The 26,342-nt window shown below is 41.9% G+C and carries 28 protein-coding genes, 1 rRNA gene and 2 other annotated features; all 29 genes read right to left on the bottom strand.

What is annotated here, in order from left to right; genetic code table 11:
- Positions 1-69: 69 nt before the first annotated feature.
- Complete coding sequence (gene rplL / locus J2S11_RS09525; RefSeq protein ID WP_370875490.1) at positions 70-432, bottom strand: 50S ribosomal protein L7/L12; 363 nt, start codon at positions 430-432, stop codon at positions 70-72.
- A 65-nt stretch (positions 433-497) separates the two neighbouring features.
- Positions 498-986: a 50S ribosomal protein L10 gene (rplJ, locus tag J2S11_RS09520; protein WP_307393975.1), complete on the bottom strand. Its 489-nt coding sequence runs from the start codon at positions 984-986 to the stop codon at positions 498-500.
- Positions 987-1,028: 42 nt separating this feature from the next.
- Positions 1,029-1,187: a sequence feature (ribosomal protein L10 leader region), on the bottom strand.
- Between the two features lie 76 nt (positions 1,188-1,263).
- Entirely contained in the window at positions 1,264-1,959 is a 696-nt protein-coding gene (rplA, locus tag J2S11_RS09515; RefSeq protein WP_307393974.1) for a 50S ribosomal protein L1, read from the bottom strand.
- A gap of 110 nt (positions 1,960-2,069) precedes the next feature.
- Positions 2,070-2,495 carry a 50S ribosomal protein L11 gene (gene rplK / locus J2S11_RS09510; protein WP_307393972.1) on the bottom strand — a complete coding sequence of 142 codons (426 nt, stop codon included), beginning with the start codon at positions 2,493-2,495 and terminating at the stop codon, positions 2,070-2,072.
- 238 nt (positions 2,496-2,733) lie between these two features.
- Entirely contained in the window at positions 2,734-3,267 is a 534-nt protein-coding gene (gene nusG, locus J2S11_RS09505; RefSeq protein ID WP_307393970.1) for a transcription termination/antitermination protein NusG, read from the bottom strand.
- A 53-nt stretch (positions 3,268-3,320) separates the two neighbouring features.
- On the bottom strand, positions 3,321-3,533 hold the full coding sequence (secE, locus tag J2S11_RS09500) for a preprotein translocase subunit SecE (RefSeq protein WP_307393967.1): 213 nt from the start codon (positions 3,531-3,533) through the stop codon (positions 3,321-3,323).
- Positions 3,534-3,611: 78 nt separating this feature from the next.
- On the bottom strand, positions 3,612-3,761 hold the full coding sequence (gene rpmG / locus J2S11_RS09495) for a 50S ribosomal protein L33 (RefSeq protein WP_307393965.1): 150 nt from the start codon (positions 3,759-3,761) through the stop codon (positions 3,612-3,614).
- Between the two features lie 504 nt (positions 3,762-4,265).
- Positions 4,266-4,916: an RNA polymerase sporulation sigma factor SigH gene (gene sigH, locus J2S11_RS09490; RefSeq protein ID WP_307393963.1), complete on the bottom strand. Its 651-nt coding sequence runs from the start codon at positions 4,914-4,916 to the stop codon at positions 4,266-4,268.
- Positions 4,917-4,990: 74 nt separating this feature from the next.
- A complete protein-coding gene (locus tag J2S11_RS09485) occupies positions 4,991-5,500 on the bottom strand; it encodes an NYN domain-containing protein (RefSeq protein ID WP_307393961.1) in 510 nt (169 codons plus the stop codon).
- 12 nt (positions 5,501-5,512) lie between these two features.
- Positions 5,513-6,256, bottom strand: a complete 744-nt coding sequence (rlmB, locus tag J2S11_RS09480) for a 23S rRNA (guanosine(2251)-2'-O)-methyltransferase RlmB (protein ID WP_307393959.1) — start codon at positions 6,254-6,256, stop codon at positions 5,513-5,515.
- Entirely contained in the window at positions 6,249-6,683 is a 435-nt protein-coding gene (locus tag J2S11_RS09475; RefSeq protein WP_472924669.1) for a Mini-ribonuclease 3, read from the bottom strand. Before J2S11_RS09475 ends, rlmB begins: the two co-directional genes overlap by 8 nt.
- Positions 6,680-8,077, bottom strand: a complete 1,398-nt coding sequence (gene cysS, locus J2S11_RS09470; protein ID WP_307393958.1) for a cysteine--tRNA ligase — start codon at positions 8,075-8,077, stop codon at positions 6,680-6,682. Before cysS ends, J2S11_RS09475 begins: the two co-directional genes overlap by 4 nt.
- The gene (gene epsC / locus J2S11_RS09465; protein WP_307393956.1) at positions 8,058-8,723 is read right to left on the bottom strand and encodes a serine O-acetyltransferase EpsC; all 666 of its coding nucleotides are present in this window, start codon (positions 8,721-8,723) and stop codon (positions 8,058-8,060) included. Before epsC ends, cysS begins: the two co-directional genes overlap by 20 nt.
- A gap of 80 nt (positions 8,724-8,803) precedes the next feature.
- Positions 8,804-9,081, bottom strand: a binding site (T-box leader).
- Between the two features lie 57 nt (positions 9,082-9,138).
- Complete coding sequence (gene gltX / locus J2S11_RS09460; RefSeq protein ID WP_307393954.1) at positions 9,139-10,617, bottom strand: glutamate--tRNA ligase; 1,479 nt, start codon at positions 10,615-10,617, stop codon at positions 9,139-9,141.
- A gap of 82 nt (positions 10,618-10,699) precedes the next feature.
- Positions 10,700-11,176, bottom strand: a complete 477-nt coding sequence (gene ispF, locus J2S11_RS09455; protein ID WP_307394353.1) for a 2-C-methyl-D-erythritol 2,4-cyclodiphosphate synthase — start codon at positions 11,174-11,176, stop codon at positions 10,700-10,702.
- A gap of 62 nt (positions 11,177-11,238) precedes the next feature.
- A complete protein-coding gene (ispD, locus tag J2S11_RS09450) occupies positions 11,239-11,934 on the bottom strand; it encodes a 2-C-methyl-D-erythritol 4-phosphate cytidylyltransferase (RefSeq protein ID WP_307393952.1) in 696 nt (231 codons plus the stop codon).
- A gap of 113 nt (positions 11,935-12,047) precedes the next feature.
- Positions 12,048-13,145: a PIN/TRAM domain-containing protein gene (locus J2S11_RS09445; protein ID WP_307393950.1), complete on the bottom strand. Its 1,098-nt coding sequence runs from the start codon at positions 13,143-13,145 to the stop codon at positions 12,048-12,050.
- 318 nt (positions 13,146-13,463) lie between these two features.
- The gene (locus tag J2S11_RS09440; RefSeq protein WP_307393948.1) at positions 13,464-13,958 is read right to left on the bottom strand and encodes a CarD family transcriptional regulator; all 495 of its coding nucleotides are present in this window, start codon (positions 13,956-13,958) and stop codon (positions 13,464-13,466) included.
- 115 nt (positions 13,959-14,073) lie between these two features.
- Positions 14,074-14,811: a CDP-diacylglycerol--serine O-phosphatidyltransferase gene (gene pssA, locus J2S11_RS09435; RefSeq protein WP_307393947.1), complete on the bottom strand. Its 738-nt coding sequence runs from the start codon at positions 14,809-14,811 to the stop codon at positions 14,074-14,076.
- 81 nt (positions 14,812-14,892) lie between these two features.
- Positions 14,893-15,972, bottom strand: a complete 1,080-nt coding sequence (disA, locus tag J2S11_RS09430; RefSeq protein WP_307394351.1) for a DNA integrity scanning diadenylate cyclase DisA — start codon at positions 15,970-15,972, stop codon at positions 14,893-14,895.
- Positions 15,972-17,354, bottom strand: coding sequence for a DNA repair protein RadA (gene radA, locus J2S11_RS09425; protein WP_307393945.1), 1,383 nt, complete (start codon positions 17,352-17,354; stop codon positions 15,972-15,974). Before radA ends, disA begins: the two co-directional genes overlap by 1 nt.
- 244 nt (positions 17,355-17,598) lie before the next feature.
- Complete coding sequence (clpC, locus tag J2S11_RS09420; protein WP_307393943.1) at positions 17,599-20,046, bottom strand: ATP-dependent protease ATP-binding subunit ClpC; 2,448 nt, start codon at positions 20,044-20,046, stop codon at positions 17,599-17,601.
- Positions 20,043-21,152: a protein-arginine kinase McsB gene (locus tag J2S11_RS09415; protein WP_307393941.1), complete on the bottom strand. Its 1,110-nt coding sequence runs from the start codon at positions 21,150-21,152 to the stop codon at positions 20,043-20,045. Before J2S11_RS09415 ends, clpC begins: the two co-directional genes overlap by 4 nt.
- A 14-nt stretch (positions 21,153-21,166) precedes the next feature.
- Complete coding sequence (locus tag J2S11_RS09410; RefSeq protein ID WP_307393939.1) at positions 21,167-21,682, bottom strand: protein-arginine kinase activator protein McsA; 516 nt, start codon at positions 21,680-21,682, stop codon at positions 21,167-21,169.
- 106 nt (positions 21,683-21,788) lie between these two features.
- Entirely contained in the window at positions 21,789-22,250 is a 462-nt protein-coding gene (locus tag J2S11_RS09405; protein ID WP_307393937.1) for a CtsR family transcriptional regulator, read from the bottom strand.
- Between the two features lie 268 nt (positions 22,251-22,518).
- Positions 22,519-23,175 carry a TVP38/TMEM64 family protein gene (locus J2S11_RS09400; RefSeq protein WP_307393935.1) on the bottom strand — a complete coding sequence of 219 codons (657 nt, stop codon included), beginning with the start codon at positions 23,173-23,175 and terminating at the stop codon, positions 22,519-22,521.
- Between the two features lie 111 nt (positions 23,176-23,286).
- Complete coding sequence (locus J2S11_RS09395; protein ID WP_307393933.1) at positions 23,287-24,009, bottom strand: MgtC/SapB family protein; 723 nt, start codon at positions 24,007-24,009, stop codon at positions 23,287-23,289.
- A gap of 431 nt (positions 24,010-24,440) precedes the next feature.
- On the bottom strand, positions 24,441-25,799 hold the full coding sequence (locus J2S11_RS09390) for a stalk domain-containing protein (RefSeq protein ID WP_307393930.1): 1,359 nt from the start codon (positions 25,797-25,799) through the stop codon (positions 24,441-24,443).
- 448 nt (positions 25,800-26,247) lie between these two features.
- Positions 26,248-26,342: ribosomal RNA gene (gene rrf, locus J2S11_RS09385) — 5S ribosomal RNA — on the bottom strand; the annotation flags it as partial.

Genomic DNA, 26,342 nt, shown 5'->3' with positions numbered 1-26,342 from the left:
AAGAATCCTTCCACCTGAAATGAAAACCCGCTGTGCAATACAGCGGGTCAAATTGTAGGCTACGAAAAATTATTTTACTTCTACGTTAGCTCCAGCTTCTTCAAGCTTCGCTTTTACTTCTTCAGCTTCTTCTTTAGCTACTTTTTCTTTGATTGGTTTTGGTGCTTCGTCAACTAAAGCTTTAGCTTCTTTTAATCCTAGTCCAGTTACTTCACGAACAACTTTAATTACGTTGATTTTAGAAGCTCCAGCACTTGTAAGGATAACATCAAATTCAGATTGCTCTTCAGCAGCAGCAGCTCCGCCACCACCAGCTACAGCAACTGGTGCAGCAGCCGTTACGCCAAATTCTTCCTCAATAGCTTTAACTAAGTCATTTAATTCAAGAACAGTCATTTCTTTAATCGCGTCGATAATTTGCTCTTTAGACATGATAATCCTCCTGTAATATCGATATATATCGATTCATTTTTTTATTTAATCAAACCATTTGAAGCTTATTCTGCTTTTTGATCAGCAACAGCTTTTGTTGCCAACGCAAAGTTACGTACAGGTGCTTGAAGCACGCTAAGCAACATAGAAAGTAGACCTTCGCGAGATGGTAGATCAGCTAACGCTTTGATCTCATTCACATCTACAATTTTACCTTCAACGATCCCTGCTTTAATTTCAAGATCCTCGTTTTTCTTAGCGAATTGATGTAAAATCTTCGCTGGTGCAATGGCATCTTCAACAGAAGTAGCAATCGCTGTTGGTCCAACTAGAAATGCGTCTAGGTCTGTTAAATCCGCTTCTTGAGTAGCACGGCGAGAAAGTGTATTTTTGTAGACTTTCATCTCTACACCCGCTTCACGTAATTGCTTACGAAGCTCTGTCACCTGTCCTACGTCAAGTCCACGATAGTCAACAAGCACTGTGCTTTTGCTCTCACGAAGCTTTGCTGCAATTTCTTGTACGACCTGTTGTTTTTCTTCACGTACGCCCATTTTTTACACCTCCTACAATTTCATCTTCATCTATCCCGTATCGTTATCGTTAGAAAAAGCCTTCGACATAGACAGTCGAAGGCTGATCATCATCAAGTTCATCTGTGTCAAACACAGAACACTAGAATATGAAAACCTCGGAAGGATTTTAAGCTTTGTGACCAAAGCACCCTCTGTCTACGGTATAGTTGATATGCTATTTTAAACACAAAGCCTATACTATCATGAATTTACCCTGGCGTCAATGCAACCATAGAGAAAATCATAGTAGCTTTGCTTAGCCTGTATATTTCGCTGTTTGAAGACGCACACCAGGACCCATTGTAGAGCTGATGGATACATTACGCATGTAAACACCTTTTGCTGCTGGTGGCTTAGCTTTGATTAACGTATTCACGATTGTTGCTAGGTTATCAGCTAGCTTATCTGAGTCAAAGGAAACCTTCCCGATTGGAACGTGAATGTTTCCGTTACGGTCAACACGATATTCTACCTTACCAGCTTTAATCTCATTAATCGCTTTTGTGATATCGAATGTAACTGTTCCTGTTTTAGGGTTTGGCATTAAGCCTTTAGGTCCTAAAACACGTCCAAGCTTACCAACTTGAGCCATCATATCTGGAGTAGCTACAACAACATCAAAATCGAACCAGCCTTGATTAATTTTGTTGATTAAATCTTCGTCCCCAACGTGATCTGCACCAGCTGCTTCAGCTTCTTTAGCCTTTTCACCTTTTGCGAACACAAGCACGCGTTGAACTTTACCAGTACCATGTGGTAAAACGACTGCTCCACGAATCTGTTGATCCGCTTTCTTTGGGTCTACTCCTAAACGAGCAGCTACCTCAATCGTTTCATCAAAGTTAGCAGATGCTGCTTTTTTCACTAGCTCAATCGCTTCTGTTGGATCATAAGATGTTTCGCGATCAACTAGCTTGGCAGCTTCTTGATATTTTTTACCTTTTTTCGCCATTTCCTTTACCTCCTTGTGGTGTTAGCGGTTAAACCTCCCACGTTTTAGAGGTTAGATACTGGACACCGGGAGCCTTATCCCTTCACCAAACTAACCTCTTTGCTTGCTTCTTAGTCTTCAATAACGATTCCCATGCTACGAGCAGTACCTTCAACCATAAGCATCGCAGCTTCAACGCTGGCTGCATTTAGATCTGGCATTTTCGCTTCCGCGATTTCGCGTACTTTATCACGCTTTACCGTAGCAACCTTCTTTTTGTTTGGTTCACCAGAACCAGACTCAATACCAGCAGCCTTCTTTAATAAGACAGCAGCAGGCGGAGTCTTTAAGATAAATGTAAATGAACGGTCTTCAAATACGGTAATTTCAACCGGTATAATTAGACCCGCTTTGTCAGACGTTTGAGCGTTAAATTCTTTACAAAATCCCATGATATTAATACCAGCTTGACCTAGTGCAGGTCCTACTGGTGGAGCCGGATTCGCTTTCCCAGCTGGAATTTGAAGTTTTACGATTTTAATGACCTTTTTCGCCACGCGACACACCTCCTTAGTCCGTGATGTGGTTAACGGGTTTTACACCCTCCCACTCTATTCTTTAGCCGTTTGCTAAAGCCACTCTCATAATCTGTATCAAAGCGCCTTACAGCGCCAAATAAGCTTCCGAGAGATTAACATAATAAAGTTATCATAGTTTCAAATAACTTTCAAATCTTTTTTTACGAAAAACATGATGAATACTGACCTGGTAAAGATCAAACCGTGCTTCTATACGTTAGACTTTCTCAATTTTAGAAAAATCAAGCTCAACCGGGGTTTCGCGGCCAAACATATTGACTCGCACCTTCACCTTTTGCTTCTCATCAGAAATTTCCTCAATCATACCAATAAAGTTGGCAAAAGGGCCTTCCTTCACCTTCACGTTTTCGTGAAGAGCAAAATCAACCTTGATGCGGGCTTCTTCAACACCCATTTGCTTCAAGAGAGAAGTTACTTCTTCCGGTAATAGGGGAGTTGGCTTTGATCCGCCGCCATAGGAACCGATAAATCCAGTTACTCCTGGAGTGTTACGTACGACATACCATGAATCATCTGTCATGATCATTTCTACCAGCACGTAGCCAGGGAACTTCTTTTTCATAACGGTTTTCTTTTTGCCATCTTTGATTTCCGTCTCTTCATCCTGAGGGACGAGCACACGAAAGATCTTGTCCGTCATCTTCATCGATTCGACGCGCATCTCAAGGTTTGCTTTAACTTTGTTTTCATACCCAGAGTAAGTATGGACAACATACCATCTTTTTTCCATTATAAAATGGGACCGTTTGTCCCTTCCCCCCTAGCGTTAGTTTAAGACAAGATTTAACCTAAAATGACTCTTAAAAGCTCAGATAATCCACTATCAATGATCGTAAAGAAGATTGCTATAAGTACAACAGTTGTTAAAACGACGAGCGTATAGCTCACTAATTCCTTACGATTAGGCCAGCGGACTTTTTTCAACTCTAGCCATCCATCACGGAAGAAATGAGCTGATTTTCTAAATCCATTCCCAATCTTTGATAAGAATCCCATAACGCCACCTCCATACTAATACATACACGAGCAAACAGCTTCAATTGGTAGGCTTACTTTCTTTCAATAAGCTATAGACTATTTAGTTTCACGATGTAAAGTGTGACTGTTGCAGAATTTGCAATGCTTTTTCATTTCAATACGCTCTGTATTGTTTCGCTTGTTCTTGTCTGTAATGTAATTACGTTGTTTGCACTCTGTGCAAGCTAAAGTAACGTTCACGCGCATGTAGACACCCCCTCTATGTTGATTCTATCTTCCATTTCTATCATAGACAGTAGCTTTTTTTATACTATCAGAAGATGATTAAATCTACAGGTCGATAGTATAAGAAAAACTAAGCTTTCGCCATCCGTACTTGGCGACAAACCAAGTTTTTCAAACACAATGAAAAAAACTATGCGCAGTTGACGCATGGCTACCCACATACTTTATCACACCGCATACGCCCTGTCAATTCATCCAATAGAGGGTCATAGAGTTTATTCTAGCCAATTTACTACCATCACATACTTTCTTAAAATAGGGCCATCTCTCCTAAACGAGAAAAGGCAGCTAAAAGATGATCCCACTCCCATTTGGAGCACCTTTTACCTACCTTTTATTTTGTGTTCGTTCCAGATGATTATAGCCCGGTTCAAAGATATTCTCTTAATCTAGCAGCTCACCTTTTGTACAGAGTTTTAGAGTGAGCTTAGCCGCCCTATATATGCATCCATCGTTCATAAATCATTACAGGGAAACTTCTCGAATTTCTAAGTACCTCTCTAGCTTACGCTTCACTCTCTGCAGGGCATTATCAATCGATTTAACATGACGATTAAGGTCAAAAGCAATTTCCTGATAGGACCTGCCATCTAAATACAGCATCAGCACTTCTCTTTCTAGCTCACTTAGAATTTCACCCATCTTGATTTCAATGTCGTCGAATTCCTCCTGATTAATAATCAGTTCCTCAGGGTCTGTGACTTTCGTCCCACACAAAATATCGAGTAAGGTTCGATCTGATTCTTCATCATAAATTGGTTTATCTAGAGAAACGTAAGAGTTAAGAGGGATGTGCTTTTGCCTTGTAGCCGTCTTAATAGCGGTAATGATTTGACGCGTAATGCACAGTTCGGCAAATGCCTTGAAAGAAGAAAGCTTGTCCTCTTTAAAGTCACGAATGGATTTGTATAACCCAATCATTCCTTCCTGCACAATATCCTCTCGATCCGCACCTATTAGGAAATAAGATCTAGCTTTAGCCCGCACGAAATTCTTATATTTGTGAATCAAATACTCTAAGGCATCTAAATCTCCATCTCTCACAAGCTCCACAAGCTCTTCATCAGGCAAACGTTCAAACTCTACATGAGTTGCCACTTGGTAATCTAGATTCACCCTTATCCCCCCGAACTAAGCGACCAATAGTAAGGACATTATACATGAAGAGCCTCAAAAGCGTCAACAGCAGGTTATTTGCCTCTTCGCCATTTTTCGAAAAGTTCTGCCATCTCCGGATTAAGCGGAAATTTACTTTTAGGCTTATCCTTGTACTTCTCTTGCACCGTGTGCTTAATCTTTCCTTCTACTTGATTAAGCTCTATAAGTAGCTCTCTGGCCGACTTACGTAGCGCTCCTTGCCCGAATACAACCCACTGCTCAGTATGATCTGACGTAGCGACATAGATTCTACGCTGTACCCTTTTGATCTCTCTGACCAGTTTTTCTATCCGTTCATCAGCCGTCTCATTTTCCTTCGTAAAAATAATCTCTAGCCTCTTCTGCTTCAGCTTTTTCCCTATCCCCTGGACCATATGAGCATCAAAAATGAGATACACCTTCGTTCCCGTAAAGCCCTGATACTCAGCTAGCTTTTCAATCAGCCAGTCTCGGCCTTTTTCTAGGTCATTTTCTTCAAGGACACTGGTGCTGAACGCTTCCCCAATAATATTATAACCGTCAACCACTAGAACCTCTTCCAAGACGGCCCCCCCTTAGGCCACGGGATTCCGGCGGCGAAACACCTCATACATCAGAACTGATGCTGCCACAGAAGCATTTAAGGAGTTCACGTGACCAACGAGTGGAAGCTGAATGGTAAAGTCACATTTCTTTAAAATTAACCTTCCGATACCTTTTCCTTCACTTCCTATCACTAGAGCAATAGGCAGACCGAAAGTAGCCTGTCGATAATCCTCTTTCCCTTGCGCGTCTGTACCTGCAATCCATACCCCTCTGTCCTTCAGTTCATCTATCGTTTGGGCAATATTTGTTACACGTGCTACAGGGACATATTCAATCGCTCCAGCCGATGCCTTCGCCACCGTTGCCGTTAAGCCCACAGCTCTACGCTTAGGAATAATTACGCCATGCACTCCCGTTGCGTCTGCTGTACGCAGGATCGAACCAAGATTATGAGGATCCTCGATTTCGTCTAAGATTAAGAAAAACGGATCTTCATTCTTTTCCTTGGCCCGAGCAAAAAGATCATCAATCTCCGCATATTCATAAGCAGCCACCGAAGCGAGCACACCTTGATGAGTAATCTCTCCAGCCAATTGATCCAATTTCTTCTTAGGTGCGTTTTGAACCACAATATTTTGAGCTTTGGCAAGTTGCAACAGCTCCTTCATTGCTCCCTGAACCGAGTTTTCTGCGACCCAAATTTTATTGATTGGACGTTCTGCACGAAGCGCTTCTAATATGGGGTTCTTCCCCCCAATCCATTCCTCACTCATGTCCTGCCTCCCCTTTCCCTTCAAGTATTGAAAATGCCATGCTAATGATTTCCTCTAAACGATCGTTCTGATCCATTAAATAGAGATAGCCGATTAAACTTTCAAACGCTGTGCTTTGACGATAGATTTTTAGCTCCGTATTCTTTGGACTTGTCCCACTCTTGGCATTGCGACCACGCTTAACCACATCAAGCTCTCGTTCTGTTAAACAACCCCGTTCAAGAATATCAGCCAGAACATGGGCCTGAGCCTTTGCTGACACATAGCTTGTGGCCTGCACATGAAGCATATGAGCCTTTGTCCCTCCCAGATGCAGAAGATGCCTCCTAACATAAATCTCATAAACGGCATCTCCCATATAGGCCAGTGCTAAACCGTTATACTGAAACGGATCCTTTGGTAGCTTTTGGTTAATCATCTCACTCATTTTCTACGCCAGCGCATTCCCTGAGGAGTATCCTCTAAAATAATTCCCTGCTGACTCAATTGATCTCGAATTTCATCAGCTCGAGCAAAATTTCGCTCTCGGCGAGCTTGTTGACGCTCCTCGATAAGCTGTTCGATGTCCGCATCCAAAAGCTCCGGCTCTTCGGCAAGCACAATTCCTAGAACACCAGCAAGCGTAAGCAATGTTGTATGATACTGCTGCAATAGCTTTAATGGTGCACTTTCCTCCTGCAACACGGTATTGATTTCTCTTGTTAATTCAAAGAGCACACTAATGGCCGCCGCCGTGTTAAAATCATCATTCATCGCTTCCTCAAACGCTGCCTTCCACTTCCCAAGCTGCTCTAGCTGTTCCTCGGATACGTCTGTATCTAATGCCGTTTTAAAACGATGTGCGAGATTAGCAACCACTGTCTTTAGCCGGTCAAAGCCGTTACTTGCTTGATCTAATAGCAGGTCGCTAAAATTAATCGGACTACGATATTGTCCACTTAGCATAAAAAACCGAACCACCTGCGGATCATGCTGAGCAAGCACATCATTTACTCGCACAAAATTCCCTAACGACTTAGACATTTTCTGATTATCTATGTTAAGCATCGCGTTGTGCATCCAATAGTTAGCTAAGGGCTTTTCGGTTAACGCTTCCGTCTGAGCAATTTCGTTTTCATGATGAGGAAAAACTAGATCAATTCCTCCCCCATGAATATCAATCGTATCACCAAGGTATTTACGAATCATGGATGAGCACTCAATATGCCAGCCAGGGCGTCCTTGCCCCCATGGGCTATCCCAAGAAACCTCCTGTGGCTTTGCTTTTTTCCAAAGCGTAAAATCCGTAGGTGATTCCTTTGCCTCTCCAACACCTATTCGTACACCTTCAAAAAGCTCTGACGTCTTCTGATGAGATAGCTTGCCATAATCGTCAAAGTGGTTCGTACGGTAATACACGTCTCCATTCGCTTCATAAGCGATCCCTTTCTGAACAAGCTGATCAATAAAATCAACAATTTCATTCATGTTTTCTGTCACTCTAGGATGCTCATCCGCTTTTTGTACGCCAAGCTTCGACGTATATGAGTGGTAAGAGTCAATATAAAGCTCTGCCACCTCCTGAGCACTAATGCCTTGCTCAATTCCAGCTTGTATGATGCGATCATCCACATCCGTAAAATTAGAGACAAATTGAACATCATATCCTTTATAAATCAGGTAACGTCTAACCGTATCAAAAAAGATAGCTGGTCTCGTATTCCCTATATGGATATGGTTATAAACCGTTGGGCCACAGACGTACATTTTGACCTTCCCAGGCTCTAAGGGAACAAACTCCTCTTTTTTTCGTGTTAATGTGTTATAAATCCTTATGGACATCTTTTTCTATTCCTTTCCGCCATTGATTAAGCTCTTGCTTTAGCTCATTTATTTCTTCTTGCATCTGTCTCAGCTTATCCGCCAGAGGATCAGGCAGGTTTACTTGGTCTAAATCTGAAGCCACACGATGTCCATCCTGCGCAACCACTCTCCCTGGAATACCAACCACTGTCGAGTTGGGAGGAACCTCCCTAAGAACCACAGATCCGGCTCCAATTTTCGAATTCTTACCAATCGTAAAGGAGCCTAATACCTTTGCTCCTGAAGCAATCAACACATTATCCTCTATCGTAGGATGCCGCTTGCCTTTTTCCTTCCCTGTTCCTCCGAGGGTTACTCCTTGAAAAAGGGTGACGTAATCCCCAATTTCACACGTTTCCCCGATGACAACTCCCATTCCATGATCTATGAAAAGACCTCTACCAATCCTAGCTCCAGGATGAATTTCAATTCCCGTTAAAAACCTGCTGATTTGTGACAGGCAACGAGCTAGAAAGAACAGTCTACGTTTGTACAAAGCATGGGCTACTCGATGAAACCATACGGCATGTAGTCCAGAATAAGTTAAAATTACTTCCAAAGTGCTCCTAGCCGCTGGATCTCGGTCGAAAACAGCTTGAATGTCCTGTTTCATCTTCTTCCACATCATCTAGCCTCCTTACCTTATCTATATCCTTCCCATGAACGAAATAACCGCAAACAAAAAGACCGCCTCCATACATTATGCACAGAGACGGTCTATTCCCGCGGTTCCACTCTGATTAAACAAACAGAATGACTGTTTGTTTCCCTCATTTTCTGATAACGGGATCATCCCGTATGAGCCTAGCCTTCAACAAGTCTTTATGATCAAGACTGTGAACAATTCGGCTCATCTCCTCAGAGGTGCACTTTCTGATCCTCCTGACTCAAGCTGCTTTCAGCCTCACCTGCAAATGAAACAGGTCCTGACAACTCTCTCTGTCGAACAGTTAGGTCATACTCTTCCTCGTCAATGGTGATTTTCTATATTCTGTTTTGATCATCTATCTTTCATTCTATTCGTTTTTCATCAATCTAAACTACTGCACCATATTATGATAGTCGTTCGTGAATGGTGTCACTCTTGCGATCACTTTATCCTGCCCCAGTAGGAAAAGAGTCTGCATTAGATCCGGTCCATGAATCTGTCCTGAGCCCATCACTCGAATCGGCATGAAAAGCTGCTTGCCTTTATAGCCCGTTTCCTTTTGCACAGTCTTCACAGCTGCTTTAATAGATTCAGCTGAGTACTCCTCTAATTGCTCTAGCTGCGTTAAAAAGGCCTTGGCCACCTCTGGCACCTGCTCTTCACGCAGAACCTCCTTCGCCTCCTCCGAATAAACAAGCTCATCGGAGAAAAAGAGCTCCGTATGCTCCACAATCTCAGCCCCATAACGTAGCTTTTCTTGATGCAGGACGATGAGCTGTGACGCCCACTCTAATTCCTCTGCTGTAGGCTGCTCGGCTACAAGGCCAGCTTTCTGTAGAAATGGTAGCACTAGCTCCACCAAAGCTTCAGGTGATAATTGCTTGATATAATGATTATTCATCCAAGCTAGTTTGTCTGTATCGAACAACGCTGGACTTTTTGATAAACGAGATTCTTTAAAGATCTCAATCAGCTCTGCTTTAGAAAAGACCTCTTCTTCTCCCTCTGGAGACCAGCCTAGTAGGGCAATAAAATTGAACAACGCTTCCGGTACGTACCCTAAGTTGTCATATTGCTCAATAAATTGAATGATCGACTCATCTCGCTTGCTCAGCTTCTTACGCTGTTCATTGACGATCAGTGTCATATGACCAAACGTAGGAGGCTCCCACTTCAATGCTTCATAAATCATAAGCTGCCTTGGTGTGTTAGAAATATGATCATCCCCACGTAGTACATGGGATATCTCCATCAAGTGGTCATCCAATACAACAGCAAAGTTGTATGTTGGAATTCCATCCTTCTTAACAATAACAAAGTCTCCTGTTCCATTTGAATCAAAGGAAACCTCCCCTTTGATCATGTCCACGAACGTATACGTGCGATCCTCAGGAACACGGAATCGAATGCTTGGCACTCTTCCTTCTGCTTCAAAGGCCTGCTGCTGCTCTGGTGTTAGGTCACGGTGCTTACCAGAATAGCGCGGCATTTCCCCACGAGCTGTTTGCTCCTCGCGCTCCTGCTCAAGCTCTTCCTCTGTGCAGTAGCATTTATACGCTAGACCTTGCTCAAGTAGCTCTGTCCAATACTTTTTATAAATCTCTAGACGTTCTGTTTGACGATAAGGACCGTACCCTCCGTCTTTGTCTATACTTTCATCCCAATCAATACCTAGCCATTTCAAATACTCTAGCTGATTTTCTTCCCCACCTGCTACATTTCGCTTTGTATCTGTATCCTCAACACGAATAATCATCTTGCCTTGATGATGACGTGCGAATAAGTAATTAAATAGCGCTGTTCGCGCATTCCCAATGTGTAAATGCCCTGTCGGACTTGGTGCGTAACGCACTCGAATGTCTTTGGTCATGTTTCCACCTTCCGTTTTTCAAACTAGCCTTCCTGTATTGTAAACATTCCCAAGAGGATGGTCAAGATGGAAAGCCTCTCGTTTATTTGGTTAGTAAAACAACAGCTTGTGAGGCGATGCCCTCTCCACGTCCAGGAAAGCCTAGCTTCTCTGTTGTGGTTGCCTTTACATTAACTTGATCAATCTCACATTCTACTGCTTCTGCTATTCTCTCAACCATTTGGGGAATATAAGCAGCCATTTTCGGTTTTTGAGCGATAATGGTGGCGTCTATGTTCCCTAAAGAATAGCCTTTTTGTACAGCTAGCTCCCAAACCTTTTGAAGAAGAACAAAGGAATCCGCATCCTTAAACTCCTCCGACGTATCAGGGAAATGCCTGCCTATGTCCCCTTCCCCAATAGCTCCTAAGATTGCATCACTTATTGTATGCAGTAAAACATCAGCATCAGAATGACCTAGCAGCCCCTTTTCATAAGGAATCGTTACTCCTCCAATAATCAACGGACGATCCGCTACCAATTGATGCACGTCAAATCCTTGTCCAACCCGTACATTCATCATTTTTGCGCTCCTTCTCTAGTGCTTATTTCCTCATTTACGTTTTCTTATTGTAAATCCCTTCAGCCTTTTTCCTGAGAACTAAGAATAAACGCAGCTAGCTGAATATCCTGTGGTGTAGTCAGCTTAATGTTAAGCTCATCCCCTTGCACAACGCTTACCTGATGACCTAACAGCTCAACAAGTGCTGCATCATCCGTTGCTAGAACTCGCTGTTCTAAGGCCGTCTCATGTGCCTCTAAAATCAAAGAATAGCTAAACCCTTGAGGGGTCTGCATGGCCCATAGCTCGTCCCGTTTTAATGTTTCCGTAATATGCTGCTGGTCATCTACTCTCTTAATCGTATCCTTAACAGGCACAGCTACTACAGCTGCCTCCCTTTCTTTAACTGCTTCAATTAATTCCGCCACATGTTTTTCACGAATAAACGGTCTAGCCCCATCATGGATTAAGACAACATTCGGGGATGTCTCCTTTAGCGCCAATAAGCCCTGATACACACTATCCTGCCTCTCAGCTCCTCCTGCTACAACCTGCGAAACATGATTGAGTTGATAGGCTTGGATAAGCTCTTGAACCTCTCCCACTTCGGCTGCTCCTACAACGACAACAAGCTCATCAATGAAGGAAAAGCTTTTCCAACGCTCTAGTGTATGGATCAGTAAAGGCTTTCCCTTAAGCTCTAAAAACTGCTTGTTTCTTCCTAACCCCATACGCTTTCCTTGCCCTGCTGCACAGATAACTGCTGCTATTCGCACAATATCCCTCCATTAAAACAAACCTATATACCTATAATAAAAATACCTCTCAAAAAGGATATACGCAAGTAGCGTATAGCAAGCTTTTCGAGAGGTATCGCTCGTTTTTTGCTTTATAGGGCTTTTTCTAGTAATTTAGGCTTAGCGAATATCATGCGACCTGCTGAAGTTTGTAGCACACTTGTAACTAAAACATCAATTTCAGATCCAATGTATTCACGTCCTCCTTCTACCACAATCATTGTCCCATCATCTAAGTAAGCTACACCCTGATTATGTTCCTTACCATCCTTAATGACCTGCACCCTTAGCTCTTCACCTGGTAAAACCACTGGCTTCACAGCATTCGCTAAATCATTGATATTAAGCACGGGAACACGCTGTAGCTCACAGACCTTGTTTAGATTGAAGTCGTTCGTGACGACCTTCCCATTTAATACTTTAGCTAGCTTCACTAGCTTGCTATCTACTTCCTGAATATCCTCAAAATCGCCCTCATAAATATGAACCTTCATCTCAAGCTCTTTCTGAATACGATTTAGAATATCTAATCCTCTTCTCCCTCGATTCCTTTTGAGCACATCTGATGAATCAGCAATATGCTGTAGCTCCTCAAGGACAAAGCTAGGTATAACCATTGTCCCTTCAATAAACCCAGTTTTACAAATATCAGCGATACGCCCGTCAATAATGACACTAGTATCTAAAATTTTATGCTCATAATGAGATTGTTGCTCTCCCTTTTTGTCCTTACCCATACGCCCAAGGGTAAAGAGAGAAATCAACTCTTCACGCTTTTTGAAGCCTACCTGGAAGCCGATATATCCAAACAATACAGAGACAAACACAGGTATAATTTGACCGACTATGGGAATTAACAAAATAGGTTGTATAAGTAAAAAAGCAACAATAAGACCAACAATTAAGCCTAACGCCCCCATTACAACGTCTGTAATTGGTAGCTTTAATAAAATGTCTTCACCCCAGCGAATCATACGGACAATATAATCCGTTAACCAATACGTTACTAATACAAACAATACCGCTCCAACTAGAGCATAAATTAACGGATATAAGGGACCTTCCCCCGTCAAAGAATCCAAGCCTAAATTTAAGAGTTCATTTAATCCTTGGACAGCAAGTGCCCCATATTGAAAGCCCAGTACAGCTCCTAATACGGCAAAAAATATTTGAATGATTCTTTTTAACACTGCTTCACCACCTCCCTCCTCAGTATGGACAACTTTCTATATAATCAAACCTATTATCTAAACATTGCTTCAACAGTTACTTACATAGGTCTTTTGTGGGGAAGAGGAACAAGGCTTCATTACCAAGTCAGATTGGCGTAAAGCCCTAATTTTCTCCCTCCACTACTTATTAAAAAATAGGGTGCTGATCATATAAAAAACCTGCGTATTCTTATATAACGTATTTAGGCAAAGTTTGTTTCACTATTTCCCTAATTTGCAGAATATTAAACCTGTTTTTTACAATCCTATACCCTTTTTTTGATGAAAAAAAACGCGTCACAAGGACGCATCTTTCTCATATACGATACCATCTAGCATGGAGAAAAGCTCATCCGATGTTCTGTCCTCGACTAATGCTAATTCGCTAATTAAAATCTGCTTAGCTTGATCCAGCATCTTTCTTTCCCCTGTGGAAAGACCCTTTGCTCGATCTCTGACCATTAAACTTCTAACCACATCTGCTATTTCGTATATGTCTCCGCTTTTCATTTTATCCATATTGGCTCGATATCTTTGATTCCAATTTGCTTCTTCATCTGACGTGTCTGTTCCTAAGATGTCCATGACTCGATTGACAGCATCCAACCCCACTACCTGACGCAAACCAATGTGCGACACGTTTTCCATGGGTATCATGACCTTCATTTCTCCTATAGGCATTCGCATAATAAAGTACTTTTTCTTCTGGCCAAGAATCTCTTTTTCTTCGATTCCTTCAATAATTCCAGCCCCATGCATAGGGTATACGACCTTATCACCTACATCGAACAATCATGTCACCTCCAGAGCAATATCCAATTTAAGGATATCACAAATAAAGGGCAGTGTCAAATTTTTTAAAATAATTTATCTTAGCATATTCAAAAGAGTTTCGTCAATAGGTTTTTTACGTTTTTTTACCAAAATTGCGCTTTTTTCTCCTTCTCCTTCTGCGTAATGCTCCGTCCATGCTTTTCTTAATTCCGTATAACGCATACAACACCAAAGGAATAAAGGCGATTTTGGGGAATCCGCTAGGAAACTGATAGGCCAATACAGCGAATAAACCAATAATAAGAGGTGTAATCCAAAAAGCTGTTCTAGGTATACCCACTTTCTTTGGCTTCGGATATTTAAAGTTAGAGACCATCAGTAATGATAACAAAACAACACCCATAATAAGAATAAGGGGATGAAAGACTTCATGATACAAAGCTAGAGTCGCTAAGATTCCCCCTGCAGCTGTAATCGGAAGACCTGTAAAGAAACCTGGCTCTCCAGGCTTCACATTGAATCTAGCTAACCTAAGCGCTCCACAAATAGGGAACATGGCAGTAACGACAATCCCCCAAGCTCCATAACCATTTAAAAAGACAAGATTCATAATAATAGCTGGTGCTACGCCAAAGGTAACCACATCTGATAGTGAATCTAGCTCCTTACCAAATTCACTTGTCGCATTCAGCATTCTAGCCATATGTCCATCAAGACCGTCTAAAAGCATGCCGATAATCACTAGAATAGAAGCGTAATCCAAATAACGTGATTCGCCCTCAACAATGCCTTGAACCCCAAGGATAATAGCCATTACACCTAAGAATAAGTTCCCAACAGTAAACATACTGGGTATACTTTTTGTAATCATAATTTGCTCTACCACCTAACACATATACTATATAAAAGGCATAGATACTGGAGATTATCGTCCAAGCCTTACCTATGCAAGCTATATATGTCGATCTACAAACATTTGCTCCTGAATTCTCATTAAGCCATCTTTAATTGCTCTAGCCCGCACCTCTCCGATACCGTCGACCTCATCTAACTCTTCGATGGTGGCCATCATCACCTGTGGTAAATCGGAAAATTGCTGGACTAAGTTCTGCACAATAGAGGATGGGAGTCTAGGAATTTTATTTAACATGCGGTATCCTCTAGGCGAAACAGATTCCTCTTGGACATTAATATTACCAGTATAACCCAAAAGGCGTACAATTGTATTGTTTTCTAATAGCTCATCAGAGGATAGTTTTTTAAGCTCTAGAAGAACAAAGCTAGGATCACATTCCTCATCCTTGCAATAATCCTTAATCAGTAAGTACGTTTCTTCCTCCACATTGGTTACAAGCTCTTCAAGCTGCATACTGATCAATCGACCCTCAGTACCTAATTCATGAATATAGCGCTTGATCTCAGCTTTAATGCGTAGTACAAGCTCAACCCGATGAATAACTAAAGAAACCTCCTGTAGGGTTACTAACTCCTCAAACTCAAGGGCCCCCAAGTTCGTTAAGGCCTGATCTAAAACCGATTTATACTTCTCTAGTGTTTGGATTGCTTGGTTCGCTTTTGTTAAAATGACACCAATATCCCTTAGGGAATATCGCACGTTCCCTTGATATAAGGTGATCACATTTCTTCTTTGAGAAATAGAAACAACCAAGTGACCCGTCTGCCTAGCTACACGCTCAGCTGTACGATGACGGATTCCTGTCTCATTCGATGGGACGCTGGAGTCTGGTATAAGTTGGGCATTAGCAAACACAATCTTCTTCCCATCATCACTTAAAATAATAGCTCCGTCCATCTTCGCTAGCTCATACAAATAGGCGGGGGAAAAATCGCAATTGATGGAAAATCCACCACTTACTATCTTTAAAATTTCATCACTATAACCTACGACAATAAGTCCTCCCGTTTTGGCTCGCAAAACATTTTCAAGACCATCACGTAAAGCTGTTCCAGGTGCTACAAAACGCAGCAACTCACTCATCTGATCCTTCTTTGTTACTACTTCAGCTGTCATCACTCATTCGCCTCCATCACAACCCTAAGAGCTTCGCTAATAGATGAGACACCGATAATTTTCATATCCTGGGGGTGCTCCCATCCAGACGTATTTTTCTCAGGTATGATTGCTCTTTTAAATCCTAGCTTGCGAGCTTCTAAAACCCGCTGCTCAATCCGTGAAACTCCTCTTACTTCTCCCGTTAATCCAATTTCACCTATAATAATATCATAGGGACTTGTTGGTTTATCTCTAAAGCTAGACGCTATGCTGACGGCAATCCCTAAATCTAGTGCAGGTTCATTTAAGCGTACTCCTCCAGCTACATTGATATACGCATCTTGATTCTGCAATAGAAGTCCTACCCTCTTTTCTAATACAGCCATGATTAAGGATACCCGATGATGATCCACCCCTGTTGCCATTCGGCGCGGTGTTCCAAAGCTTGTTGGAGATACTAACGCTTGCAATTCTACAAGGACTGGCCTTGTTCCTTCTATACTAGCAATAACGGTAGAGCCCGCTGCCCCCATCGCTCGCTGTTCCAAAAACATTTCTGAGGGGTTTTGCACCTCGGTTAACCCTATATCCTTCATCTCAAAAATCCCTATTTCATTCGTTGAACCGAACCTATTTTTAACGGCTCTTAATATCCGATATGTATGGTGCCTTTCTCCTTCTAAGTACAGGACGGCATCAACCATATGCTCCAGCAATCTTGGACCTGCAATTGAGCCTTCCTTTGTCACATGCCCTACCAAAAAGATTGCTATTCCTTTGGTTTTTGCTATTCTCATAAAAGCTGCCGTACATTCCCTGACCTGAGCTACACTGCCTGGAGCCGATGTTATTTCTTCCTGATAAACGGTTTGAATCGAGTCGATAATCACCACTTTAGGCTGCTGTTCTTCGATTTGCTTTTCTATGTGAGTGACGTCCGTTTCCGCTAAAACATGAAGCTGCTTAGAGCTCATATGTAAACGATCGGCTCTCATCTTCGTCTGCCTCAGGGATTCCTCACCTGATACGTATAACACCTTGTGCTCTTGCTGGGCTAGGATACCAGATAACTGCAAGAGTAATGTTGATTTTCCAATTCCCGGATCACCACCAACTAATACTAAAGATCCTGGAACGATTCCTCCTCCAAGCACTCGGTTAATTTCTTGAATGGAGGTCAGTATTCTCGCTTCATCCTCTGTCTGAATATCAGTAATTGGAACAGACTTAGAGGATAGAGCGGCCCCTGTTCTGAAGGCTCCCTTTCCTGCCGCCGTTCGAGTAGGCTCAAGCTCCTCCACCATCGTATTCCAGGTGTTACAGCCCGGGCATTTACCCATCCACTTTGGAGATTCATAGCCACATTCTTGACATACGTATTTTGTCTTCCTTTTACTCATAAGATCACCTACTTCAAATGTATCACTTTCCCGCATTAAATAAAAGTATATTAAAAGACCCCTATTCCAATCATACCGTTTTAGGCATTTTTTGGAGTAGAGGTCTCTTGCTTTTTTCCGTGTGTTCTTTTTTGAGGTACTTTTGACTTGCTTCCTGCGTTACCTTGGACTTATTTTTACAGCCACGTGCAGCTATGCTTCTAAACTTTAAAAGTCATTCACCCTTCTAGACATGCACTAGTTATTATTTCTGAGCTACTTTCTTCGTCTTGTTCGTTACCTTTAGCTCTCCCTTTTTCTCATCGATAACGACCGTATCACCTTTTTTCACCGTTCCTTGGAGCAGTTCTTCGGAAAGCTTATCCTCCACCTGACGCTGTAACGCCCTTCTAAGTGGTCTAGCTCCATATTGTGGGTCAAAGCCTTCTTTAGCAATAAACTTTAGGGCACTATCCGTTAAGCTAAACTCGATTTCCTGCTCTTTTAAGCGATCCTGAAGCTGCTGAGCCATAAGCTTCACAATTTCTTGGATATGCTCTTCTTCAAGAGAATGGAACACGATCAATTCATCCACACGATTCAAAAATTCTGGACGGAACGTACGCTTCAGCTCACCCATAACTTTATCCTTCATGTTGTTATATGTTTGCTCCATGGAAGCCGCTTGGAATCCTAGGGAGGTTCCCTTCTTAATCATCTCTGCTCCCACGTTTGAAGTCATAATAATAACAGTATTTCTGAAATCGACCGTTCTACCTTTAGAGTCTGTTAGACGTCCATCCTCTAGTACTTGTAGGAGGATGTTAAACACATCTGGATGAGCTTTTTCTATCTCATCTAGTAGAATAACGGAATATGGCTTGCGTCTAACTTTTTCCGTCAATTGACCACCTTCATCAAAGCCTACATACCCTGGAGGCGCTCCTACTAATCTAGACGTAGAATGCTTTTCCATATACTCGGACATATCGATGCGGATCGTAGCATTCTCATCACCAAACAAGCTCTCTGCAACAGCCCTAGCAAGCTCTGTTTTACCTACTCCCGTTGGCCCTAGGAAGATGAAGGAGCCGATTGGTCGTTTAGGGTCCTTCAAACCTGCTCTAGCTCTACGTATCGCTCTAGAAACCGCCTTAACAGCTTCCTCCTGACCAATGACACGCTTATGCAGAATCCCTTCCATTTTCAGCAGTCGCTCTGTTTCTTCCTCTTCTAGCTTACTTACCGGAACTCCTGTCCAGCTTCCAACGATTTGAGCGATATCTTCACCATTCACCTCGGAATCTGTCTGTCCTTGCTTCTCTTTCCATTCATTTTTCGTTTGCTCAAGCTCTTCGCGTAGCTTTTGCTCTGTATCTCTTAAGGAAGCTGCCTTTTCAAACTCCTGACTTTGGACAGCCGCATCCTTTTCCTTCTTAATCGTTTCTAGCTTCTGCTCCATTTCTTTCAAATTCGGTGGAGCCGTGTAGGATTTCAAACGCACCTTGGAGGCCGCTTCATCAATCAAGTCAATCGCTTTATCTGGAAGGAAGCGATCCGTAATATACCGATCTGACAGCTTCACCGCTTGCTCAATTGCTTCATCTGTAATCTTCACACGGTGATGAGCTTCATAACGATCACGCAGTCCTTGGAGGATCAAGATCGCTTCTTCTGTAGATGGCTGATCAACGGTGATTGGCTGGAAGCGCCTTTCTAGCGCCGCATCTTTTTCAATATATTTGCGATACTCATCTAACGTTGTTGCCCCGATACATTGTAATTCGCCACGAGCTAACGCTGGTTTTAAGATGTTTGAAGCGTCAATCGCTCCTTCAGCTCCACCTGCTCCAATCAAGGTATGAAGCTCATCAATGAACAGGATGATGTTCCCCGCTTGGCGGATTTCGTCCATGATCTTCTTCAAGCGATCCTCAAATTCACCACGATATTTAGTCCCCGCGACGACAGTTCCCATATCAAGAGTCATGACTCGCTTATCTCTTAACGTTTCAGGAATCTCATTGTTTACAATACTCTGAGCTAAGCCCTCTGCAATAGCTGTCTTACCAACACCTGGCTCACCAATTAGCACAGGATTGTTTTTCGTACGACGACTGAGAACCTGGATCACTCTCTCAATCTCTTTACTTCTACCAATTACCGGATCCAGCCCTTCGTCTCTAGCTACTGCTGTTAAATCACGAGCCAAGCTGTCTAAAGTAGGAGTGTTCGCAGACGCTGATGAACTGCTCTGATTGCTATGATTAGAGGATTCATTCGAACCTAGCAGTTGCAAGACTTGCTGTCTAGCTTTGTTCAAACTAACTCCTAGATTATTTAGCACTCTTGCTGCTACACCTTCACCCTCACGAATCAAGCCTAGTAAAATATGCTCTGTTCCTACGTAAGTATGGCCAAGCTTTCTAGCCTCATCCATAGACAACTCAATAACCTTTTTTGCTCTAGGTGTATAGTGAATATTTTGATTCCCTTCTTCACCCTTCCCAATTAGCGTTTCAACCTCTGTTTGGATTTTTTCTAAGTCTAGATTCAGAGCCAGTAAAGCCTTCGCTGCGATTCCTTCCCCTTCACGAATCAGTCCTAATAGAATATGCTCTGTTCCAATATTATTATGGTTTAATCTCATTGCTTCCTCTTGTGCCAAAGCTAAAACCTTCTGAGCTCTCTCTGTAAAACGTCCAAACATCATTTCTCAACACCTCCACCTTCATTTGTTTTATCTTCATCTAATCTTAATCTTTCTCGAATCAGCTTCGCTCTGCGTTCATCACGCTGTTCAGCAGAGAGCATTTCACCTGCATACTGCTGCAAAAAGCCCGGCTGAGTTAAAACAATTAATTCATTAAGTATCGTTCCTGATGTTCCTTTTATTAAGCCCATATCTATACCTAAACGTACATCGGATAAACGCTGTGTTGCCTCTGTAGACTCTATCGTTCGGGCGTTCGATAAAATCCCATAAGAGCGATAAATCCGATCCTCTAGCCGTAAGCGGGAGGATTCTAACAAGGAATGACGCGCTTGGCGTTCTTGTTCAATCAACTGTTTGGCTACATTGCCAAGGTCCTCAATTATCTCTCTTTCCGAGCGCCCTAATGTGATCTGATTTGAAATTTGAAAAATGTTCCCCAATGCGTCACTGCCTTCACCGTAAATACCACGCACTACTAGGCCAAGCTGGTTAATAGCCGGAAGCATCCGGTTAATTTGCTGTGTCATCACTAACGCGGGAAGGTGCATCATCACAGATGCCCTGAGCCCTGTTCCAACGTTTGTTGGACAGCTTGTAAGATAACCACGCTTTTCATCAAACGCTACGTCTAAGTGAATCTCAAACCAATCATCTATACTGTTCGCCTGCTCCCAGGCTCGTTCTAATTGAAAGCCTGGAAATAAACACTGAATGCGAATATGGTCCTCTTCATTAAGCATGATACTTATGGACTCATTTTCACTTAATACAACAGCTCCTGGAGAGGACTCCTCTGCCAAATGAGGACTAATCAGGTGCTTTTCAACTAATACACGCTTCTCAAGCCCTTTTAACTGGTCCATACGTAGTAACTCTAAGGACCCCATTGAATAGTCAGATTGATCCTGCTGTACGTTCTGAACCACTTTAGATACGTCAGCAATGACCTGCTCTAGCTGTTCCTCTGTAGCTACTAGCGGGAAAGGAATGGCGTTTTCATTTCGAGCTAAGCGTATCCTGCTGCTAATGACAATATCTGAGTCAGGTCCCTCTCCCTTCATCCAGTCGCTCACCGCATGATTGATAAACTTCTCCAATGACATTCCTTCCACCTCCTCTATGTCTCAAGCTTATGCTCTAGTTCTCTGATTTGATCCCTTAGTTTAGCTGACTGCTCAAACTCTTCATTCGTGATGGATTGCTGCAGCTTTTTCTTGAGATCTTGAATCTCTCTTTTTGTCTGAATCAGGTTACCAGATCTCTTAGGGATTTTCCCAAAGTGGGATACATTCCCGCTGTGAACCTTGCGCAGCATCGGCTCCAGGCGATCACCAAACTCCTTATAGCAATCGGCACAGCCAAAGCGACCACTTCTTGAAAATTGGCTAAACGTAAGGCCACAGGTTGGACATTGAAGCTTTTGAGTAGGGCTTTGATTCACCGTACCAGCTGTGTCAAAGCTTAGTAAACCAGATAGCAGATTATGAATAGAAAAACTGTTATTCATCCCAGGTAAGGCATCACCCTTCTCCTTGGCACACACTTCACAAATGTGAAACTCTGTTTTCTGTCCGTTAACAATCTTAGTGAAATGCAACGTTGCTTGTCTTTCCTGACATTCCTGACAAAGCATACCTTGATCCCCTCCTATCTCAATCCATTCTTATCCATAATATAAATTCATCCATAAAATAAAATGGCTACTTATTGATAAAACTGTCGTCTTCATCTATCCTTTACTATTTATAAAGGAGAGATACCAGCATCGCCTGCATCATTTTCGCTCTTAGCTGATCACGCACCTGAACCTGAAAGGATAGCACATTGCGATGAATCACTGCCTTCATTAGTCTATTCTCACGCTCTGAGATAATGCGTGAATCAAACAGACGATCAAGCATATCCTCCGCTGTGGCCTGACTAATATGATCCCCAATCAATTCAAGAATCGTTTGAAGCAGATCTTGATTCTGAATCAGTTGAACCTTACGTATGCGAATAAAGCCACCACCACCACGTTTACTTTCCACTAAATAGCCTTTCTCGACAGTGAAACGGGTATTGATGACATAATTAATTTGGGATGGTACACATTGAAACTGATCCGCTAATTCACTTCTCTGTATTTCAATATACCCCTTTTGGCTTTTTTCTAAATTCTGTTTGAGATGATATTCAATAATATCTGAAATATTTCTCATCACAACCCCCCACTTTAACTTACACAAGCTTGCTGATGACCTTGATGAACCATGGAACCATGCAAATAGTAGGTAAGTCTTGTTGTTTTGTAGGTTAGTCTACTGCTTATTTGACTTTGACTATCTTTGACTTTAAGTAGATTATACTCTCATTTATTTTTTTTGGCAAGTATTAGAACTAAAAAAGCTGACGAATTCTTCGTACCCTGTATTAGTCTGAGGTCAAACGTCATCTTTTATACGTTTTCTTTAGCTTTTTAACCAAATTCTATTCCTGTGCCTGCTCCTTACGTTTAAAGCCCTTCTTCCAATAGACATACGCTCCCCAAGCCATGAGCACGACTAGCACTAAGCCCCAGTAAAGAAATTGCTGATTATTTTCTTCCACAAACCCTGTTCCAATCAAGGATAGAATAAAAACAAATATCATATTTCCAAAAATAGTTCCAATAAAAAATTCTCTTAATCCAATTCCACTAAGCCCTGAAGCAATATTAATTAAGTTTGAAGGAAAAATAGGAATTAACCGTGCGATAAAAACGGCCATGATCCCATGTCTTCTAATCCTTGTAAATAACTCTTGAATCCGCTTATTCTTGATCAGTGAGTTGAACCAATTTTTCGAAAACATAAACACAATAATCGAACCGATCACCGTTCCTGCCCAAGACCAAAAAAAGCCTAACCAAAAGTCAAACAGCCACTGATTAAGTAGCACTAAGATCACTACAGGAAAGACAGTCAATAGGTTTTGTACAATCATCAAGCTTAAGGTAAGTAATAAAACGAAGAAAATACCACCATGTATCTTTTCATAAAAAAGTTCAATATCATTAGAAAACAGCAGATCTATCCCACCGAATAATATAACGCTTCCAATAACAATTAAAAGCAATAAGGAAATAAGCCATTTTTTCCAGTCCATAGGTTTATCCTCTTTCTAGTCTCATTCCTCCCTGTTCTCAGGGACTAAGCTTATTTTATCATACTTTCAACTTCTTGAAAGAAATAAAGCCTCCCTCAGGAGACTTTAAAATTACTTCCCTATAGACACATCTGTAATACCATCTATCTGCCGAAGCTCATCAACAATTTGAAATAAAATCGCTTTGTTTGGTAGCCTAACGTCTACTGTGAGCTTCACATAACCTTCCTGCTCTTTCCCCTCTTCAATACTCAAACGCCTTATACTTATCTTCCGGTCACCAATTTTCGTGGCGATTTCTCCGAGCTTTCCTGGAGAGTCTTTAACCGTAATTTGAATGAGTTGTGACTTGCCTTTACGAATAAAGGCTTCCTCTATTTTATTTAAAACGACAAGGCTAACTAATACAAGAACAGTGGCTAAAGCAGCCCCATAATAAAATCCTGTTCCAAGCGCTAGCCCTATCCCTGCAACAACCCATAAGGAAGCCGCCGTTGTTAATCCTCTAATCGTACCACCATGAACCAAAATCGTTCCCGCACCAAGAAAACCAATCCCACTTACCACTTGAGCAGCTAAACGAGCTGGATCTTGAATCGTATTTATCTGCGGATTATTATAAATAAATTCCTCGAAGCCATACATTGAAATTAACATGATCAGAGTTGAACCGACACAAACTAAAATATGAGTCCTAAAACCTGCCGGATGATTATTCTGCTCTCGTTCAATCCCCACAAGTCCACCTAAAAAAGTGGCTAGTAGTAGCCGTATAGTAATCTCATAATAATGTGTTCCTGTAAACGCTTGCCAAGCATCTTGAAGCCATTCCATCTATGCATCCTCCCTCGGTCAAAAGCTTGCTGCTTTGCTTGCCTTGTTAGTAATCCTGTTCCAGGTAAACTTATTGAATAGTTAAAATAAAGAAATTCTAATAAGAGCAATCATATCTAATGAAGCTAAATAAATCCTAAAATGAAAAAAGTTCTGTACAATTTTCATTTTACTCTCTGTCTCTTATGAAAAGAGAGTCCTTACTAGAAGTGAGAAGGTCATAATCTCCAATGGTTGAAACATTTATCGGGGAATAATAATGAAGAAATATATAAAGAAGAAGGTTAGGTATCGCTTACCCAACCCTCTCCTGTGCACAAAGGCTATGAAGTCTATCTTATTCATATCATGTTTTTTTTATTCCGTCAAATTATTATACAATTTATCCCATTTTATGGTGTTACTACATCAACTGTTTCTTCTCATTAACATTACTTCTCAAGATAGATACTTTTGCCCATTTGATTCATATAATCAACGTTTACACCTCTTAGAATCCACAGACCCATACCTTTTAAACCATGTCTCTTCGCTAATCCAATTTTGTCTACCGTCGTTTCCGGTGTTTCATAAATAGCATTTATACCTAGTACAATCTTGGATGCTGGAATAGTCTCAAGTGTTTGTTCTATACCTTGGTTCACCAATAGCATCGGTTCAGGTAATTGATGATTGATCCCCGCTCCACGAGGATTGTAATCATACGCCATTAAGAAAATAAAATCAGCAGCCTCACCAATGAGCTCATACTCATAGCCGTTAAAATGATTGTTTGGTGGAGGAAGTGCTACTCCTATCTTCAGTCCATGCTGCTTAGCTTGCTGTGTCAGATCCTGTATGAAGCGTGTAAAAGCTTTCTTCAAAGCTTGATGCTCCTCTGTGCTGCGAATCCCTTCAAAATCAATGAGGATTCCATCCATATTCTCCTCTTGCACCTTATCTAGCATCTGCTGTAACGCTGTATTTCTTTTACCTTGATCTAGTAAAACAGCACTAACCTCACCTCTAGATTCAAAGGCTGCCACCATCAGAAATGCTTCACCTCCGCCTTGTTGCCCTGAGACAATTAAGTCCTGAGTAGTAGCATCTGGATGATCCTGTGGCCAATTATATTCATTTCCATTAGCCGCTGAAATTGTCCACTCTCCTTGCTGATTGATTCTTGACCATGTATAACCGATTCCATCAAAATTCGGGATATACTGACGCTGAGAAAAAGAACCTAATCCATAGAAAGCAAAAGTATACATATTTGTTTTTGGTGATGTGATACGAATCACTTTTTGCTGCTGGTTCCAGTTAACATCGGCTCCAAACACTTCGGAGAAGAACCTTAATGGAATTAAAGTATGACCCTTATCTACAAAAGGCGCCACACCAAGAGCATACGGTTGACCATCTACTTGAGCGGCTTGGCGATTAATGGTAAGCACAACCTCCCGATCAAATCCTACTGCCTTGATTGTCTGGTTGGCTTGATTCCATGTGACCTGCACACCTAATGACTCAGCCAGCTTTCTAAATGGAACAACGGTATGTCCGCCCTCACTTGTTGGAATAATTCTCGGTTCTACATCAAAAGCAAGGGTAAAACGATCAAGGTAAACCTGAATTCTATCTGTACCCACCGCTCTATCTGTAGCGTTTGCTTCTACCTGTGTCGATAATCCACCTAACATTACGAATATAAGCATTACAGGTATCCCTATTTTTAACCAACTTCTTTTCACGTTAAACGTTCCCCTTTGCTCTTCACTCTGATTTTTCTTAACCCTTTGCAGAATCTGCATGTAAAAGCCCCCTCCTCATTCTGCTTTTATTTCTAATTTATCTATTCTACATGTATGCTTACTCGCTACTTAGCAAAAAGTCGCGTAAATAGCTTAATTTTTGGCAAATTTCTTGATCTCTATATAAAAAGCCCTAGGATAAACTCCTAAGAGACCAAATAAAAAAGACTTCTCAATTAAAAAACGACTTCTCAATTGAAGTTGTTTGGTTTGCCCGGCAACGTCCTCCGCAACGAGCGACACTTCCCCTGCCCACGCTCCGAGGTCGGCATCGGAACCTTCCTCTAATCATGGATGCCCTTCTCCGAGTTGGCTGCGATTCAGGTTCCGCATACTCTCTCAGCGAATGTTGAAAGTGGACGTTTTCTCCATAAAAAAGTCCCTAGGATCCACCCCTAGAGGTTTCTGTCCAACAAAAAAACGACTCCATCAGAAGTCGTTTTAGCTTGCCCGGCAACGTCCTACTCTCCCAGGGGTAAAACCCCAAGTACCATCGGCGCTGGAAGGCTTAACGGTCGTGTTCGGTATGGGAACGCGTGTGAC

Source organism: Bacillus horti, from assembly GCF_030813115.1.
GTDB classification, from domain to species: Bacteria; Bacillota; Bacilli; order Caldalkalibacillales; family JCM-10596; genus Bacillus_CH; species Bacillus_CH horti.
Note: the sequence above shows the minus strand (reverse complement) of the source record. Positions and strands in the feature narration are given on the sequence as shown.